A 17,302-nucleotide genomic window follows, 5' to 3' on the forward strand; every position below is an offset into this window, starting at 1 on the left:
TTATAAATTTTTCGCTATCAATTCTGCTTTTAACAAACCACCTTTCGTAAGTAACTTTGCTGAAAAATTAGGTTTCCGCTTCGTTTTATAGGTGTCGTAAATTAATTTCAGACCATCCGCTGTTAATAGTGAGATATTGATATCTGTATCCATTGCAGCGGACTCAACAAAGTCAGCTGAAAAAGCTGGAGCAATGATCAATACTTGTGCAACTCGTTTTCCTTGGCTCTCACAACGATTAGCATAAGCTTTCACCTGTCGTGAAGTAGTGGAATACTTTGCATAATCACCATTTTTAAATGATTTTGCTTCACCAACAATTACGTCATCTTCGCTGAGTGAAATCAAAATATCGGCTTTATCTTTGGCCGTATTTAAAGATTTTCTTAGCTCTTCGTTAACATTAAGCTCAAGACTTTCCAATATTGCTTTTATGGTTTCCTCAAATTTGCTGCCGAGTTCGGACTCATTAATTTCAACCCCAGCCGCTCTTAAGCCAGCTAAATCACGGCGTGAAAGCAAACCAAAGTTTTCAATTAATTTATCATTTGCACTGGCGAAAGCTTCCAGAATAACAACACGTGGATTACCTTTCTTGGACAGCTTCATGCTGTCTCTGAGGTTTTTTATTTCTTCATTGGAAAGGAGGTAAAGAATATCATGAGGAGTAATTGAAAGAGCGCGTAATCTTTCTGTATCAAGCTCTTCATTGTCTTCCAGTTCAAACTCTCGTCTGAGGCGTTCAATAAATGTTTCGTTAGACTCATTATTTAAACTATTAAAATTACTTTCTAATGCTTCGAATAATTCTTTATAACTCGTGGCACTGATAGCATCAAATTCTCTTTCTGTAGCCGATCTTAAACTTTCAATAATAATATTAATTCGTTCATCCAGTGTAGTCCCTAGTCTTTCAGCTGGGATATCAAGCTCATTAATTAATTCTTTAAGTCGTTCTTTACGCTGATTTTGATTTTCGTCTTTGTCGAATAAATCATCTGAGAGAATATCTCTGATATTAATTCCGGCATGTAAAATCGTATTGATTTTCTCTGCCCTTGTTATCCCACGAATACGCTTGTCGTAACTTTTCAAGATGTTAGATAACTCTGCATCTGATAAACACCGGAAAATACGTAATAAGTATTTATCTGCTAATTCTTTATTCTGTATTTCATTCAATACAAGAATGATTTCATCAGGAATTAGAACTTCTGAAGTCCGTCGATTAATAAAAATTATGCCCATTTCTCGAAGAGTCTGAAGGCATGCTTCAACAGTCTCTTTACCGGCTTTAATGGGATCGGAAAGATGTTCTATCGCAGCAGCTTCATCCTGAGAAATTTTTAATTCATGTGCCAAAGTATTTAGAATACTTCGTTCATCATCTGAAATATTTGCTTGTCGATTAATTTGTAAATCGTTTTTGTATGCGACCTCAATACAATTTCGAAAAATACTTAATCGATGAGCATGATCATAATTTTCTTGGTCGGTCTTTTCGATTTCGTTTATTAATTCTTGGGATAATTTGTCTAAACGTTCCTGTTCTTTTGAATATAACTGTTCGATCCATGAAGTCCGTGCAACAGCATTCCCATCTCTGGTTAATATATTTATTAATAATCCCGTTGAGGCTCCAGCCATTGCCAGCTGTGATTGAATCGAAGACTTATAGTCAGGTGAAACAGCATTAAATAGATGAGTTATTTCAACACCAGATGCTTCTTTGATATGTTTATTAACTTTCTTTAATGTTTCAGAGATAGATTTATTTGATTTCTCTGCCGATGTGCAGAGCTTATCTAGGCAGGTAATAAACTTGGATTTTTCAATCTGGTTGATTGATGAGAGAACTTGCTGAAGCTTCATTGGACCTCCTTATCTACGAGTAAAAACTCACTAGAGCCCAAAAAACTTAATATCATTCTGATACTTAGAACGACCAGCTTCTCAAGATCATAAAGAAGGACAATAGACGGATTTTGCTTGAGTTACAAGCCTGACGGGCATTCGCGCCCGTCAGTTCATTTTAAAATGTAACTTATTTTCATTCCGGCCGCATATGCGGAAACAGCAATACGTCTCGAATTGAGGGTGAGTCAGTCAACAACATCACCAGACGATCAATACCAATCCCCTCACCGGCTGTTGGTGGCATACCGTATTCCAGAGCACGGATATAGTCGGCGTCGTAGTGCATGGCTTCGATATCACCGGCATCTTTTTCAGCAACCTGGGCTTTGAATCGTTCGGCCTGGTCTTCGGCGTCGTTTAACTCTGAGAAGCCATTAGCGATTTCACGGCCACCGACGAAGAATTCAAAGCGGTCGGTAACAAACGGATCGTTATCACTGCGTCTTGCCAAAGGTGATACTTCGGTTGGGTAGGCTGTAATAAAGGTCGGTTGCATCAGTTGATGCTCAACGGTTTTCTCGAAGATTTCGATTTGTACTTTACCAAGACCGTAGCTGTCTTTTAATGGAATACCCAAGCCTTGAGCAACTTCTCTGGCGGCTTCGATGCTGTCGAGTTGTTCGGCTTTCAGATCCGGGTTGAAATGCAGGATCGAGTCTTTAACGGTCATGCGATAAAATGGCTGGGCAAAATCAATATCCAGACCTTGATAATGCACCTGACTGCTGCCGAGTACATTTTGGGTCACTGTGCGCAGCATGTCTTCGGTGAGATCCATTAGATCATTAAAATCTGCATAGGCCTGATAAAACTCGACCATGGTGAATTCTGGGTTATGGCGAGTAGACAGACCTTCGTTACGGAAATTACGGTTGATTTCAAACACCCGTTCAAAGCCGCCGACAATCAGTCGTTTCAGATACAGTTCCGGTGCGATACGCAGGAACAGATCCATATCTAATGCATTGTGATAGGTGGTGAACGGTCTGGCTGTGGCACCGCCGGGAATGGCTTGCATCATTGGCGTTTCGACTTCGAGGTAGTCTTTGTCCATCAGGTAACGACGCACGCCATCAATGACTTTGGTACGAATCCGGAAGGTTTCACGGCTGGCTTCGTTCATGATCAGATCGACGTAACGCTGGCGATAGCGGGTTTCCATATCGGACAGGCCGTGGAATTTTTCCGGTAATGGACGTAGTGATTTGGTCAGTAATTTGATGGTTTCGACATGTATCGACAATTCACCCTTTTGGGTACGGAATAAGGTACCTTCGGCAGCAATGATGTCGCCGTTATCCCAGGTTTTGAATTGTGGATAGACGCCTTCTGGTAATTCATCACGCGCGACATAGAGCTGGATATCACCGGACATATCACGCACGGTGGCAAAGCTGGCTTTACCCATCACCCGTTTGGTCATCATTCGACCGGCAATCGCAACGCGGCGTGGTGTGGCTTTGAGTTGATCGCCATCCCACTCGGCATATTCGGTTTGCAACTCGCCGTTCATCACATTGCGACGGAAGTCATTGGGGAAGGCATTGCCTTGCTCACGAATGGTCGCCAGTTTTTCACGACGTTGGGCAATCAGTCGGTTTTCGTCAAATTCTGTTTCTTGGGTCATGTTGGATTCGCTTATAAACCTGATTTGAGTGAGGCTTCAATGAATTGATCCAGATCGCCATCCAGAACCGCCTGCGTGTTTCCGGTTTCGACACCGGTACGTAAATCTTTGATGCGTGATTGATCGAGTACATAGGAGCGGATTTGACTGCCCCAGCCGATATCCGATTTGGATTCTTCGGCGGCCTGTTTGACTTCGTTTTGCTTTTGTAATTCCAGCTCATAGAGTTTGGCGCGTAACTGGCTCATCGCCTGGTCACGGTTTTTATGCTGTGAGCGTTCCATCTGACATTGCACCACAGTGTTGGTCGGTACGTGAGTAATACGTACCGCTGAGTCGGTGGTGTTAACGTGCTGACCACCCGCACCACTTGAGCGGTAGGTATCAATACGTAAATCAGACGGATTAATATCGATTTCGATGGTGTCATCCACTTCCGGATACACAAACACCGAGGCAAATGAGGTATGACGGCGGGCACCGGAATCAAACGGTGATTTACGCACCAGACGGTGTACACCGGTTTCGGTACGCAACATACCAAAGGCATATTCGCCTTCAAAACGCACGGTGGCGCTCTTGATACCGGCAACCTCACCTTCGGAGACTTCCATCAGCGTGACTTTGTAACCCTGGGCTTCGCCCCAACGCAGATACATACGCAAAATGATATTGGCCCAGTCCTGTGCTTCCGTACCGCCAGAGCCGGATTGGATATCCAGATAGGCGCTGTTGGCGTCGAGCTTTCCGGAAAACATGCGCTGGAATTCGAGTTTTTCCAGACCTTTTTCCAGCTCGTCCAGATCCGCATTCACCGCATTAAAGGTGTCTTCGTCGTTTTCTTCTACAGCAAGTTCGAGCAGGTCTTTGGCATCGTCTAAAACTTCACTGTGCGATGACAGGGTTTTGACAATGCGCTCGAGGCTTGAGCGTTCCTGGCCCAGTTTCTGGGCATTGTCAGGATCATTCCAGACATTGGGATCTTCCAGCTCACGGGTAACTTCGACTAAGCGTTCTGCTTTGGTATCGAAGTCAAAGATACCCCCTGAGATCGTCACTGCGATCGCGGAGAGTTTTAATTCGTTGCATCGTCGCGCCGAGTTCCACGCTAGTACCTCATTGAAATTGATTGATAATGTTGCCGCAGCAAACCCGTTATTGTAACGGATAATGCCGCTTATTGTTTAGGCAGAAAACGTAAGGGATCGACCGGTTTGCCGTTACGGCGGATTTCAAAATGTAATTGCTCGACCTGAGTACCGGAACGGCCAAGCGTGGCGATGCGTTGACCGCTTTTCACTGAGTCCCCTTCTTTCACCAGTAACGTGTCATTGTGGGCATAGGCACTTAAATAAGTGTCATTATGTTTAATGATCAGCAGATTACCGTAACGCGGTAAACCATTACCACTATATACCACCTTACCATCTGCCGCCGCGACAATAGGCTGACCGGGTTTTCCGATAATATTGACACCTTTACGGCCAGCTGCAGATTCCGAAAAAGTCGACACAACGCGCCCTTCTGTTGGCCAGCGCCAGACAAGGCTTTCATTGCTTGAGGTCACTGCGGGTGAAGATGATGGGGCAGGTGTTGAGGGTGTTGCTTTTGGCGTTTGTGTAGCCGTAGTGGGTCTTGACGGTTGAGAAGGTGTTGAAGGCCGTGTGACCGAAGGTGACGAAGGCTTACTGGGGGCCGGTTTAGCAGGCGCTGGACGTGTCGCTGTGGTCGTGATTGGCGCACCCTTGAATTTGATCTGTTGACCGACATAAATCGTATAGGGTGAACGAATACCATTAATGCGCGCCACATCACGATAATCCATTCCATAACGGAAACTGATCGAATACAGCGTATCGCCTTTTTTAACGGTATAGCTGTTTGGGGCGGGAGCCGGGGCCGGACGCTGCTGATAGTTGCGACCATCTTCTCTGCCAATCGGTGCTAACGCATAGTTACCGCTACAGGCAGTCAATAAGAGGAGCAACGAAATCAGCAACAGTTTCATATTCAAATAACTATCAGATAGGCCAGAACCAAAAGACCAACAGTCAACCAGCCGAGACGGTCAACCCACAGATGTAATTTTTCTTCAAACGGCTTGCCGCCCCATTTCATTAATCCGGCGACCAGAAAGAAACGCATGCCGCGCCCAATTAAAGACCCCAGAATAAAGGGCAGTAACAACATGCCAACGGCACCGGCAGCGATGGTAAAGATCTTGTACGGGATTGGCGTAAATCCGGCTAAAAATATGGCCCAGAAACCGTAATCGGCAAACCATTGCTGGGCCGTTTCATAGGCTTCAATGTAACCAAACTGGATGATCCAGGGTTCAACCATTTGCAGAGCGAACAGGCCAATCAGATATCCCAGCAAACCGCCCAACACGGAAGCTATTGTCGTTAAGCCAGCATAAAACCAGGCTTTGTCCGGCCGTGCCAATGACATCGGCGCCAGCATCACATCTGGCGGTATCAGGAAAAAAGACGATTCAGAAAAACTGACCAATGCCAGCCAATAGGTGGCATATTTATGCCTGGCCCATTGCATGACTTTGGCGTACAGTCCTGAAAATAATTTCATCCAATTTGTCCGCTTAACAATGGGACAAAACTGACTGCATCCCAGTCTGTTTCTTCAAATTTTCCACCGATACGATCAATCACTTTTAATATCTGCCCTTTGCTACCACCGACAGGAATCACCAGACGGCCACCCGGAGCAAGTTGCTCCAGCAGCGTGGGGGGAATCTGTTCTGCTCCACAGGTGACGATAATGCCATCATAAGGACCGTTTTCCGGCCACCCCCAATTGCCATCACTGTGTTTGAGGCGAATGTTATTAAGCTTTAACAGATAAAAGCGTTCTCTGGCCTGCTTGAGTAATGGCGCAATGCGCTCAACACTGAAGACTCTTGGCACTAATGCAGAAAGCACTGCCGTCTGATAGCCAGAGCCAGTGCCGACTTCCAATACCTTGTTTCTGGGACCACCCTCCAACAGAATTTCTGTCATGCGGGCGACAATATAAGGTTGTGAAATCGTCTGGCCTAAACCAATGGGTAACGCCGTATCTTCATAGGCTCTGCTGGCTAATGCTTCATCGACAAATAAATGCCGTGGACACTGCCGCATCACCGCCAGTAACTGAAGATTTTTGATACCACGCTCCTGCAGACGCTGGATCAAACGATCCCGTGTCCGTTGCGAAGTCATCCCTATTCCGCGAGGATCGGCGATCATGGCAAAGTGCTTTCCAACCACCGTGAAACACCATCAATCGCATCATAGCGTGTCAGATCGATTTGCAAAGGTGTGACGGATACAGCACCGCGACGAATCGCATCAAAATCGGTACCGGGACCGGCATCTTCTTCAGCGCCCGCGGGGCCAATCCAATACATTGGCCTGCCACGCGGATCCAGTTCTTTAATCACCGGTTCGGCTTTGTGCCGATGCCCAAGACGGGTACTTTCAAAGCCGATAATTTCTTCAATTGGCAAATCAGGCACATTCACATTGAGAATAGTATCGGCAGGTAATGCTACAGATTTAAGTCTTTCAACCAACTGTTGCGCCACCCAGCCAGCGGTCTCGTAATGTTTACCTTCAGAGCTGGCCAGAGAAATGGCAATGGCAGGTAATCCGAGAAAACGCCCTTCCATCGCGGCCGCTACGGTGCCGGAATACAATACATCATCGCCCAGATTAGCCCCGGCATTGATGCCTGAAACCACCATATCCGGCTCATCATCCAGTAAACCGGTGATCGCCAAATGCACACAGTCAGTAGGCGTGCCTTCGACCCGGTATACACCGTCTTCCATTTGGTCCAGTCTTAACGGATTTTCCAGGGTAAGCGAGTTACTTGCGCCACTTCGGTTGCGATCAGGGGCGACTACGGTGATTTCTCCCAGACCGGCAAGCGAGCGCGCCAGTGTCCGGATACCCTTTGCCATGTAGCCGTCATCGTTACTTATGAGGATTTTCATTATGTTTTTTTGACCTGTTGCGTCAAGAGATTATTCGCCGCTATCTTAGCAAGAATGCGCGCTTATGACATAAAAAAGGGCATGAAAACATGCCCTTTTGTGATACAAGGCGCTATTGTTCCGCCCTCTTGGGTTGGAAATAATTTATGTAAAACAAATTACATCGCCTCATCTCCATCTTGTTGATTACATGAACCTCAAGCAGTGAAGGTGCTCAAAAAACAACAGCGCCCGGACTCAATCATTGTCTAAGTTTATTGACGGCTTGACCACCACCATAACTATGAAATTCCAGTGGAACTCCACCTGGTGTGACTTTAACCGCGCAATATTTGAACTCCGGAATTTTTGCCGCCGGATCCAGTGCCGCGTTAGCTAATTTATTGACTGCCGCTTCGTAATAACAGAACGCCATAAATATCGCACCGGTCGGCACGGCTTCATCTACCCGCGCCACCACAGAAACTTCACCACGACGTGTCGACAAGGTCACCATTTCACCCGGTCTGACATTCATTTCTTCCAGGGTCAGCGGATGGATAGTCGCCACGGCTTCAGGCTCCAAGGCATCCAATACATTGGAACGGCGAGTCATTGAACCGGTATGCCAATGTTCCAGCATACGACCGGTAATCAACACGTATGGATATTCATCGTCCGGACGTTCATCCGGTTCAACAATATCTGCCGGCACAAACAAACCGCGTCCATCCGTTGTCGGGAAACGATCAGTGAAAATAATCGGCTCACCCGGATCACCTTCCTGTTCACATGGATAGACGACACCATGTTCGCGTTCCAGCCGCTCCCAGGTCATACCTCCCATGGAAGGCACGGCTTTACGAATTTCTTCAAAGACCTCTTTAGGTCCATCATAATGCCAGTCCAGCCCCATTCGCTGAGCAATCTGCTGAATGATCCATAAATCCTGACGTGCATCTCCCGGCATCGGAATGGCGGTACGTCCCATCTGTACCAGTCGATCAGTGTTAGTGAATGTACCGGTTTTTTCCGGGAAACCTGACGCTGGCAGAATTACATCGGCCAGATAAGCGGTTTCGGTCAGGAAGATATCCTGCACCACCAGAATATCCAGCTCGGATAATGCCTGCCTTGCATGGTTGGCATCGGGATCCGACATTGCCGGGTTTTCACCCATGATATACAGACCATTCAACTTGCCAGCATGAATCGCATCCATGATTTCCACCACCGTGAGACCCGGTTTGGAATCAATTTCTGAGCCCCATAACTGTTCAAGATTATGCCGCGCGGAATCGTCTTCCACTTTGTAATAGTCCGGCAATCGCATCGGGATAAGTCCCATATCCGACGCACCCTGAACATTATTCTGTCCGCGTAATGGATGCAGTCCGGTTCCCGGTCGACCAATCTGTCCGGTCATTAACGACAGTGAAATCAGGCAACGGGCATTATCAGTACCATGAACGTGCTGCGATACCCCCATACCCCATAAAATCATCGCGGCATCCGCTTTGGCGTAGAGTCGCGCAACTTCTCGCAATGTTTGTGCAGGAATGCCACAAATCGGCTCCATCAGTTCCGGCGTATACTTCTGCAGATGTTTTTTCATCGCCTCAAAGCCCAGCGTACGCTCGGCTACAAAGCGTTGATCCACCAGATTTTCTTCAACAATGACATGCATGATGGCATTAAGCATCGGCACGTCACTGCCCGGTTTAAAGGCCAGATGATGTGTCGCCATCCGCGATAACTCGGTAGTACGCGGATCCAGCAGAATCAGTTTGGTACCAGCACGCAATGCATTTTTCATCCAGGTCGCACCCACCGGGTGATTCACGGTCGGATTGGCACCAATCAACACAATCACATCGGCTTTGTCTACGTCAGCGACCGGATTGGATACCGCGCCGGAACCAAGACATTCCAGCAATGCCACCACTGAGGAAGCATGGCAGAGACGGGTACAGTGATCGACATTATTGGTTTTGAAACCGGTACGGATCAGTTTCTGGAACAGATAAGCTTCTTCGTTACTGCCTTTCGCACTGCCAAAGCCGGCTAATGCATTCGGGCCTTTTTGATCGCGGATATTCAGAAAGCCTTTGGCGGCCATATCCAGCGCTTCTTCCCAGGTGGCTTCACGGAAGATTTTATCAATATCGTTGGGTTCCATCGTAAAGTCACCGGCTTTCGGCGCACCCTCACGGCGGATAAGTGGTTTGGTTAAACGGTGTGGATGATGTACATAGTCAAAACCATAACGGCCTTTGACACATAAGCGTCCGTGATTGGCAGGGCCATCACGACCTTCAACATATAAAATCTTGTCGTCCTTGATGTTGTAAGTCAGCTGACAACCCACACCACAGTAAGGACAAACGGACTCAACCTGGCGATCCGGTTCCACCATGGCCACTTCATTGGCAGGCATCAACGCACCGGTCGGGCAAGCCTGTACACATTCGCCACAGGCGACACAGGTGCTTTCACCCATCGGGTCATCAAGGTCAAAGACAATTTCGGTATGACTGCCACGCATGGCCAAACCAATGACGTCGTTATTCTGCTCATCGCGGCAGGCACGCACACAACGGGTACACTGAATACAGGCATCCATATTCACGGCAATACCTGGATGAGACAGATCCGGAGCGGCTTGCTTGCGGGGTTTAAAACGCGGCGTACTGACTTCCAGTTTACTGGCCCAGTAATCCAGTTCGGAATGCAGTGTATGCGGCTTTTCTGATACGTCTGACTTGAGCAACTCAAGCACCATTCGTTGTGAATGCAAAGCCCGTTCACTGTTGGTCTGCACTTTCATGTCATTGCCGGGGTAACGGCAGCATGAAGGGGCTAAAACGCGCTCGCCTTCAATTTCCACCATGCAGGCACGACAGTTACCATCCTGTCCTTCTCGTTCTGAATAACACAGGTGGGGTATCTCGATACCTTCACGTTCGGCAGCTTTTAATATTGTTTCATCAGCTCTTGCACTGATTTGCTGGCCGTTGAGCGTAAATTGGATCATTTCTACGCTGTCTTGTAATTGAGTGGCCATTATTTCAACTCCTCAGGGAAATACTTGACGACGCATCGCAACGGATTGGGAGCAGCTTGCCCCAGACCACAAATTGACGCATCTACCATTACTTGAGACAACTCTTCGAGCAATGGTTCGTCCCATTTAGCCTGTTTCATTAAGGTAACCGCTTTGGCAGTGCCTACCCGACAAGGCGTACATTGGCCGCAGGACTCGTCTTCAAAGAAACGCATGGCATTGACTGCCAGGTCACGTGCCCGGTCTTTATCAGAGAATACAATCACTGCTGCCGAACCGATAAAACAGTCGTATTCATGCAAGGTATCGAAATCCAGTGGTACATCACCCAGCGAAGCAGGCAAAATACCGCCTGATGCTCCTCCTGGGAAATAACCGTAAAACTCATGGCCTTCCAGCATGCCACCACAATATTCATCAATCAGTTCACGCATCGTGATACCCGCAGGGGCCAGATGCACACCCGGTTTATTGACACGTCCACTGACAGAAAACGAACGCAGACCTTTACGGCCATGGCGTCCATGATCAGTGAAACATTGCGGACCTTTTTCCAGAATATCGCGAACCCAATACAACGATTCCATATTGTGTTCCAGCGTCGGCCGGCCAAATAACCCCACCTGGGCAACAAATGGGGGACGCAGCCTTGGCATGCCGCGTTTGCCTTCAATGGATTCAATCATTGCAGACTCTTCACCACAGATATAGGCACCTGCCCCGCGTCGTAAATGGATAGTTGGTAAATTGGTTACCGGTGGATGAGCGCGTAGTTTGGCAATTTCCTGTTCCAGCATCACCCGAATAGCAGCGTACTCATCACGCAGATAAATATAGATTTCATTAATATCCACCGCCCAGGCTGCAATCAGCATGCCTTCGAGGAAACAGTGTGGATCACGATCCAGATAATATTTATCTTTAAATGTACCCGGCTCGCCTTCATCAATATTGACGGCCATTAATCTCGGTGCAGGTTGGTCACGCACAATGCGCCATTTACGACCTACCGGGAAACCAGCCCCACCCAGACCGCGTAATCCCGAATCATCCATCATGTCGAGCACATTCTCGACTTTATGCTGACCCGCCATGCACTGTTGATAAATGGAGTAACCACCATTTTCCACATACTGTTCAAACAAAATCGGTGCAATCGTTTCAGGCTCCGTGACATTCTGTTCAACCAGTTCATCGACTTTTTGAACATCGGCAAACTCAACAGGATGCATACCCACTACGGCAACCGGGGCTTTGTCACAACGTCCGATACAAGGGACACGCTGTACTCGTACTTTTTGGCCCATTGCCGTTTCAAGCGAATCGATAAGACCTTCTGCACCGGCCATTTCGCAGCTCATGGAATCACAGACCCGCACGGTTAAATCAGCCGGGATGGTATCGCCTTCTTTAATCACATCAAAATGATGGTAGAAGGTGGCTACTTCATAGACTTCTGCCCGTGACAATTTCATTTCATAGGCTAACGCAACTAAATGTGCTGCCGAGATATGTTTGTAAAAGTCCTGGATTTTATGCAGATGTTCTATCAAAAGATCTTTTTGTCTGGATGCATCGCCCAGCAATTGCCGGACTTCGGCCAACGCTTTGGGATCAATCTGCCGACCTTTACTGGTAATGCGTGCCAACTTGGTTTTTTTACCAGTTTTTTGAGCACTGATGGGTTGCTCGATCATGTACTGCCTCTCTCACTTCTTAGCCTGCTTTGGCTTTTATAATTTAAAATCCTGTCAAAACTATCATGGCTAACTGCTGTTGTGAAGCCTGATGACGACCGAAAATTAAAGCGAAATCAAGCTTTTGTTTAAAGATAAGATTAAGCGCTTTGGCAAGAGTTCAAAAATGCACTAAATAAATGCACAATGCACCGTTGAGTTGGTTTTAGGCGATGTTGAAAGGAAAAAAATGATCCAAATTGGAGCAGGAGAGAAATTCGTTTTGATAGCTCAAAAAAACAACAGCCGAACAGTTTTCACTGTCCGGCTGATAACAGGTATCTGATTTGCGCAAATTACTGTCTGGGTTTTTGTGGTGCTTGTTCCAGTTCTTTTAACCACAAATCATGGTGTTGTTCAGCCCAGGCAACATCAACGTGTCCGGTTGTCATACCTTCAAGTGCGCCTTCCGTACCGATGGTACCGATGTAGATATGCCCGAGTGAAAATGCCATTAACAGCATTGCTGTCAGAATATGAATCAGATGGGCGACAATAATAACGAAACGCTCTTGACCAAAGTTAGGGAAATCCAGCACCAGGCCCGAAAAGCATAATGCCACACCGGCCGTTGCCAAAGTCCAGAACCACACTTTCTCCCCACCATTAAATTTACCAGCAGAGGGATGCTTATCACCTATCATGCCACCAAAGTCTTTAAACCACTGGATATCCACTTTGGTGAACAGATTATTTTTGAACCATTTAATGAGGATAATAAACAAAGCCACCATAAACACAGGGCCTAGTACGTTGTGTATCCATTTGGCGGCAGTGGCGTATGCAGAAAACCCCGGATAGCCCAACAACGGTATCAAAGCGAAACGCCCGTACAATAAGCTCAGACCAGTGATTGCCAGCAAGATAAACAATGTTGCTGTAGTCCAATGCAAACGCCGCTCATTTAATGTCCAACGCTCAACGGTCTTGCCAGTTCGAGGATGATTGAGTTTGACCTCACCCCGCCATAAATAAAATGCTGCGAGAATCACTAACACGCCGCTGAGTAACCAGGCACCGTACGTTGCAATAGGACCATTACGCAACTGACGCCAGTTTTGACCAGCGCCTTCAATCAGTACATTGGTTTCCTGACCTTTAACCGCACTGTAACCTTTGTTGCCTTCACGAACCTGACGCCAGGTATCAGCACGCGGATTGGATTCTTCTGCAACAGTATCCGTGCCGGTGAAGTGTACATATAAATATCCGGTTAACGGCAACACCAGAATAGCCAACACAATGATCAGCATTGCCCAGAGCGATGTTTTTTTACGATTATTCATAGTAGCCGTTGCAGACATGCTTACTCCGTTAGCGATCCGTTTGTACGCTGTTGAAACGTTGCTTTAAGACCTCAGCACGTTCTTCTGCAGATAAAGCATGACTATCTTCCTTGCCTTTATAAACGCCCGCTTTATGCATGGTTACATCAGTGTCTTCGTAACAGGCAGAAAGTAGAAAGGCGCCAAGCATTAAAATAATCAATCTCATGATTAATCCTTGTAGGCTGTTGCCCAACCCCAGTTATCAGGACGTCCACCGCGGCGTACCACACGACTGCGGAACAAATCAGCAACAATATCACCATCACCAGCAATTAATGCTTTTGTAGAACACATTTCAGCACACAATGGCAGTTTACCTTCGGCTAAACGGTTACGACCATATTTTTCAACTTCAGCCGCCGAGTTATCTTCTTCCGGGCCACCCGCACAGAAAGTACATTTGTCCATTTTGCCGCGGGCACCAAAAGCACCTTCTTGTGGATATTGCGGCGCGCCAAATGGGCAGGCATAAAAGCAATAACCACAACCAATGCAAATATCTTTGTCATGCAATACCACACCATCATCTGTGGTGTAGAAGCAATCTACCGGGCATACCGCTTGGCATGGCGCATCGCTGCAATGCATGCAGGCAACTGAGATAGATTTTTCACCTGGAATCCCATCATCGATAGTGACGACGCGGCGACGGTTAATACCCCAGGGTACTTCATGTTCATTTTTACAGGCAGTGACACAGGCATTGCATTCAATACAACGCTCGGCATCACACAAAAACTTCATTCGAGCCATTTAGCAATCCCCTTAATTAGGCAGCACGGATACGACAGAGAGAAACTTTCGTTTCCTGCATCGCCGTTACGGAGTCATAACCATAAGTGAATACGGTGTTACACGATTCACCTCGAACATGTGGCACAGTGCCTTCAGGGTAATTATCAATCAAATCCTTACCCTGATAGTGGCCGCCAAAGTGGAACGGCATAAACACTACGCCACGCTCAACACGCTGGGTCACCATTGCCATTACTTTGATGGTTCCCCCTTCAGGACCATCCACCCATACCTGCTGACCATCTTTAATGCCTGCATTGTTGGCATCAGCCGGATTAATTTCGATAAACATATCCTGCTGTAACTCAGCCAGCCATGGATTAGAACGGGTTTCTTCACCACCACCCTCGTATTCCACCAGTCGGCCACTGGTCATGATTAATGGGAAGTCTTTACTGAAATCTTTCGCCTGAATTGAACCATAACGCGTCGGCAGACGATAAAAGCTGCGGCGATCTTCATAGGTAGGATATTTTTCCACCAGATCACGACGGGTTGTATACAGCGGTTCACGGTGAATTGGTACTGGATCCGGGAACTGCCAGACTACTGCCCGCGCTTTGGCATTACCATAAGGCGCACAACCATGTTTGATGGCGACACGTTGGATACCACCCGATAAATCGGTTTTCCAGTTTTTACCTTCGGCCTCGGCTTTTTCCTCAGCGGTCAGATCATCCCACCAGCCCAGCTCCTTGAGCATGGTATCGGTAAATTCAGGATAACCATCCGTGAGTTCAGCCCCCACTGTACTGGAGCCTTCTTCAGATAACAGGTTGACGCCATCACGTTCCACACCAAAGCGGGCACGGAATGGACCACCGCCTTCAGCTACCGGTGTAGAGTTGTCATACAGAATATGACTGCCCGGATGTTTCATTTCCGGTGGTCCCCAGCAAGGCCAGGGCAAACCGTAAATTTCACCATCGCATGGGCCGCCCTCGGCTTTCAATGTGGTGGTATTGAAGGTATGCAGGTTTTCAGATTGCAATTTGAGACGTTCTGGCGACTGACCAGTGTAACCAACTGCCCACATGCCTCTGTTGTATTCGCGCGTGATATCTTCAATCAATGGCTCTTCACCATTCACTTCGATCTGATTGCACAGTTCCTGTTCAAAGCCGAATTTTTTGGCGAATTTGTACATGATGGTGTGATCAGGCAATGATTCAAATAATGGCTTGATGATTTGGAAACGCCATTGCACTGAACGATTTGATGAAGTCAGTGAACCATAGGTTTCAAACTGGGTTGAAGCGGGTAATAAATACACCCCGTCTTGGCGATCATTCATAACGGCAGAAACCGTTGGATAAGGATCCACCACCACCAGTAAATCCAGCTTTTCCATGGCTTCTTTCATTTCCGGGCCACGAGTCTGGCTGTTTGGCGCATGCCCCCAAAGCACCATCGCTTTGATGGCATCATTCTGGTCGATGTTATCTTTATTTTCCAAGACACCATCAATCCAGCGGGAAACCGTAATGCCGTTGGTATACATCGGTGACACCGCAGTGCCTTCAACTTCTTCGTATTTGGTTTGATCGAATTTCTGTTTCAGCCAGTCCAGCTCGACATTCCATACCCGGGCCCAATGCTCCCAGGCACCTTCAGCCAGACCGTAATAACCCGGCAGACTGTTAGAAACCACACCGAAGTCGGTGGCTCCCTGAACGTTGTCATGGCCACGGAAGATATTGGTTCCACCACCGGAAACCCCCATATTACCCAGCGCTAACTGCAGAATGCATAATGCGCGGGTATTACTGTTACCCACGGTATGCTGGGTAATGCCCATACACCAGATAACCGTACCGGGACGGTGTTCGGCCATGGTTTTGGCGGCCTGATAAACATCCGCTTCCTTGGCGCCACTGACTCTTTCGACTTCCGCCGGTGGCCAGTTCGCCACTTCCTTACGGATCTCTTCCATTCCATAAACACGCTGATCGATAAAGCTTTTATCTTCCCAGCGATTTTCAAAAATGTGCCACAACATACCCCAGACAAACGGGATATCAGAACCACTGCGGATACGAATAAACTGATCCGCATGGGCGGCGGTACGACTGAAGCGCGGGTCGACTACAATGATCGGTGCACCACGTTCTTTACCACGGAAAATATGTTGTAACGAAACCGGATGAGCTTCGGCCGGATTGGCACCAATGATGAAAATTGCTTTTGAATTATGAATGTCATTATAAGAGTTGGTCATTGCACCATAGCCCCAGGTATTGGCTACCCCGGCAACAGTGGTGGAATGACATATCCGTGCTTGGTGATCGACGTTATTGGTGCCCCAGAATGCGGCAAATTTGCGGAACAGGTAAGCCTGCTCATTGCTGAATTTTGCAGAGCCCAGCCAGTAAACCGAATCCGGTCCTGAAGTTTCTCGTATGTTCAGCATATGTGTGCCGATTTCTTCGATCGCTTGATCCCATGACAATCGTTGCCATTTGCCATCGACTTTTTTCATCGGATATTTAAGACGTTTGTCACCGTGACCATGTTCGCGGACCGATGCCCCTTTGGCACAATGCGACCCCAGATTGAAAGGATGATCAAAACTTGGTTCCTGACCGATCCACACACCGTTTTGCACTTCTGCAGTGACACCGCAACCTACGCTGCAATGACTACAGACACTGCGTACCCTGGTGATTTCGCCTTCATCATAAGCCGGCTGGCGGCCTTCAGCCGCGTCTGCTTTTTGAATCATTGCGGTAGGCAACAGACTCATAAAGGCTGCGCCACCCGCAGCAATACCTGAACCTTTCAGGAATGTACGACGGTTAACGCCTGATTTATCACTGCGAATAGCTGCCGGATCACGTTTAGTCAGTTTCATAGCGTCAGTCT

Annotated in this window: 13 protein-coding genes; all 13 read right to left on the reverse strand. The window is 47.5% G+C overall.

Going from position 1 to position 17,302, the window contains the following annotated elements; translation table 11 throughout:
* Nucleotides 1-1,872: a hypothetical protein gene (locus B2W60_RS05850; protein ID WP_292362150.1), complete on the reverse strand. Its 1,872-nt coding sequence runs from the start codon at nucleotides 1,870-1,872 to the stop codon at nucleotides 1-3.
* Nucleotides 1,873-2,050: 178 nt separating this feature from the next.
* Nucleotides 2,051-3,544: a lysine--tRNA ligase gene (lysS, locus tag B2W60_RS05855; protein WP_292362149.1), complete on the reverse strand. Its 1,494-nt coding sequence runs from the start codon at nucleotides 3,542-3,544 to the stop codon at nucleotides 2,051-2,053.
* A gap of 11 nt (nucleotides 3,545-3,555) precedes the next feature.
* A protein-coding gene (gene prfB / locus B2W60_RS05860; protein WP_292362148.1) for a peptide chain release factor 2 occupies nucleotides 3,556-4,633 on the reverse strand; the annotation gives its coding sequence in 2 pieces (ribosomal slippage) (nucleotides 3,556-4,578 and nucleotides 4,580-4,633; 1,077 coding nt in all).
* 88 nt (nucleotides 4,634-4,721) lie between these two features.
* Nucleotides 4,722-5,552 (reverse strand): peptidoglycan DD-metalloendopeptidase family protein, encoded by an 831-nt coding sequence (locus B2W60_RS05865; RefSeq protein ID WP_292362147.1) that lies wholly within the window; start codon nucleotides 5,550-5,552, stop codon nucleotides 4,722-4,724.
* Between the two features lie 2 nt (nucleotides 5,553-5,554).
* Nucleotides 5,555-6,130, reverse strand: coding sequence for a YqaA family protein (locus B2W60_RS05870; protein ID WP_292362146.1), 576 nt, complete (start codon nucleotides 6,128-6,130; stop codon nucleotides 5,555-5,557).
* Nucleotides 6,127-6,789, reverse strand: coding sequence for a protein-L-isoaspartate(D-aspartate) O-methyltransferase (locus B2W60_RS05875; RefSeq protein WP_292362145.1), 663 nt, complete (start codon nucleotides 6,787-6,789; stop codon nucleotides 6,127-6,129). The genes B2W60_RS05870 and B2W60_RS05875 overlap by 4 nt, the downstream gene beginning before the upstream one ends.
* Entirely contained in the window at nucleotides 6,786-7,538 is a 753-nt protein-coding gene (gene surE / locus B2W60_RS05880; RefSeq protein ID WP_292362144.1) for a 5'/3'-nucleotidase SurE, read from the reverse strand. Before surE ends, B2W60_RS05875 begins: the two co-directional genes overlap by 4 nt.
* A gap of 241 nt (nucleotides 7,539-7,779) precedes the next feature.
* Entirely contained in the window at nucleotides 7,780-10,581 is a 2,802-nt protein-coding gene (fdhF, locus tag B2W60_RS05885; RefSeq protein WP_292362143.1) for a formate dehydrogenase subunit alpha, read from the reverse strand.
* Nucleotides 10,581-12,278 carry an NAD(P)H-dependent oxidoreductase subunit E gene (locus tag B2W60_RS05890; RefSeq protein ID WP_292362142.1) on the reverse strand — a complete coding sequence of 566 codons (1,698 nt, stop codon included), beginning with the start codon at nucleotides 12,276-12,278 and terminating at the stop codon, nucleotides 10,581-10,583. The genes fdhF and B2W60_RS05890 overlap by 1 nt, the downstream gene beginning before the upstream one ends.
* Before the next feature lie 335 nt (nucleotides 12,279-12,613).
* Entirely contained in the window at nucleotides 12,614-13,621 is a 1,008-nt protein-coding gene (locus B2W60_RS05895; protein WP_292362141.1) for a formate dehydrogenase subunit gamma, read from the reverse strand.
* A gap of 10 nt (nucleotides 13,622-13,631) precedes the next feature.
* Nucleotides 13,632-13,811, reverse strand: coding sequence for a hypothetical protein (locus B2W60_RS05900; RefSeq protein WP_292362140.1), 180 nt, complete (start codon nucleotides 13,809-13,811; stop codon nucleotides 13,632-13,634).
* A gap of 2 nt (nucleotides 13,812-13,813) precedes the next feature.
* Nucleotides 13,814-14,398: a formate dehydrogenase FDH3 subunit beta gene (gene fdh3B, locus B2W60_RS05905; RefSeq protein WP_292362139.1), complete on the reverse strand. Its 585-nt coding sequence runs from the start codon at nucleotides 14,396-14,398 to the stop codon at nucleotides 13,814-13,816.
* Between the two features lie 16 nt (nucleotides 14,399-14,414).
* A complete protein-coding gene (locus tag B2W60_RS05910) occupies nucleotides 14,415-17,291 on the reverse strand; it encodes a formate dehydrogenase subunit alpha (protein WP_292362138.1) in 2,877 nt (958 codons plus the stop codon).
* Between the last annotated feature and the right edge of the window lie 11 nt (nucleotides 17,292-17,302).

It is taken from the genome of Methylophaga sp. UBA2496 (assembly GCF_002341635.1).
In the GTDB taxonomy this organism is placed as follows: domain Bacteria; phylum Pseudomonadota; class Gammaproteobacteria; order Nitrosococcales; family Methylophagaceae; genus Methylophaga.

What these genes read in the sequence shown, in the direction of transcription:
- B2W60_RS05850 (WP_292362150.1), bottom strand. Translation starts at nt 1,872, where the DNA reads ATGAAGCTTCAGCAAGTTCTCTCATCAATCAACCAGATTGAAAAATCC.
- lysS (WP_292362149.1), bottom strand. Translation starts at nt 3,544, where the DNA reads ATGACCCAAGAAACAGAATTTGACGAAAACCGACTGATTGCCCAACGT.
- B2W60_RS05865 (WP_292362147.1), bottom strand. Translation starts at nt 5,552, where the DNA reads ATGAAACTGTTGCTGATTTCGTTGCTCCTCTTATTGACTGCCTGTAGC.
- B2W60_RS05870 (WP_292362146.1), bottom strand. Translation starts at nt 6,130, where the DNA reads ATGAAATTATTTTCAGGACTGTACGCCAAAGTCATGCAATGGGCCAGG.
- B2W60_RS05875 (WP_292362145.1), bottom strand. Translation starts at nt 6,789, where the DNA reads ATGATCGCCGATCCTCGCGGAATAGGGATGACTTCGCAACGGACACGG.
- surE (WP_292362144.1), bottom strand. Translation starts at nt 7,538, where the DNA reads ATGAAAATCCTCATAAGTAACGATGACGGCTACATGGCAAAGGGTATC.
- fdhF (WP_292362143.1), bottom strand. Translation starts at nt 10,581, where the DNA reads ATGGCCACTCAATTACAAGACAGCGTAGAAATGATCCAATTTACGCTC.
- B2W60_RS05890 (WP_292362142.1), bottom strand. Translation starts at nt 12,278, where the DNA reads ATGATCGAGCAACCCATCAGTGCTCAAAAAACTGGTAAAAAAACCAAG.
- B2W60_RS05895 (WP_292362141.1), bottom strand. Translation starts at nt 13,621, where the DNA reads ATGTCTGCAACGGCTACTATGAATAATCGTAAAAAAACATCGCTCTGG.
- B2W60_RS05900 (WP_292362140.1), bottom strand. Translation starts at nt 13,811, where the DNA reads ATGAGATTGATTATTTTAATGCTTGGCGCCTTTCTACTTTCTGCCTGT.
- fdh3B (WP_292362139.1), bottom strand. Translation starts at nt 14,398, where the DNA reads ATGGCTCGAATGAAGTTTTTGTGTGATGCCGAGCGTTGTATTGAATGC.
- B2W60_RS05910 (WP_292362138.1), bottom strand. Translation starts at nt 17,291, where the DNA reads ATGAAACTGACTAAACGTGATCCGGCAGCTATTCGCAGTGATAAATCA.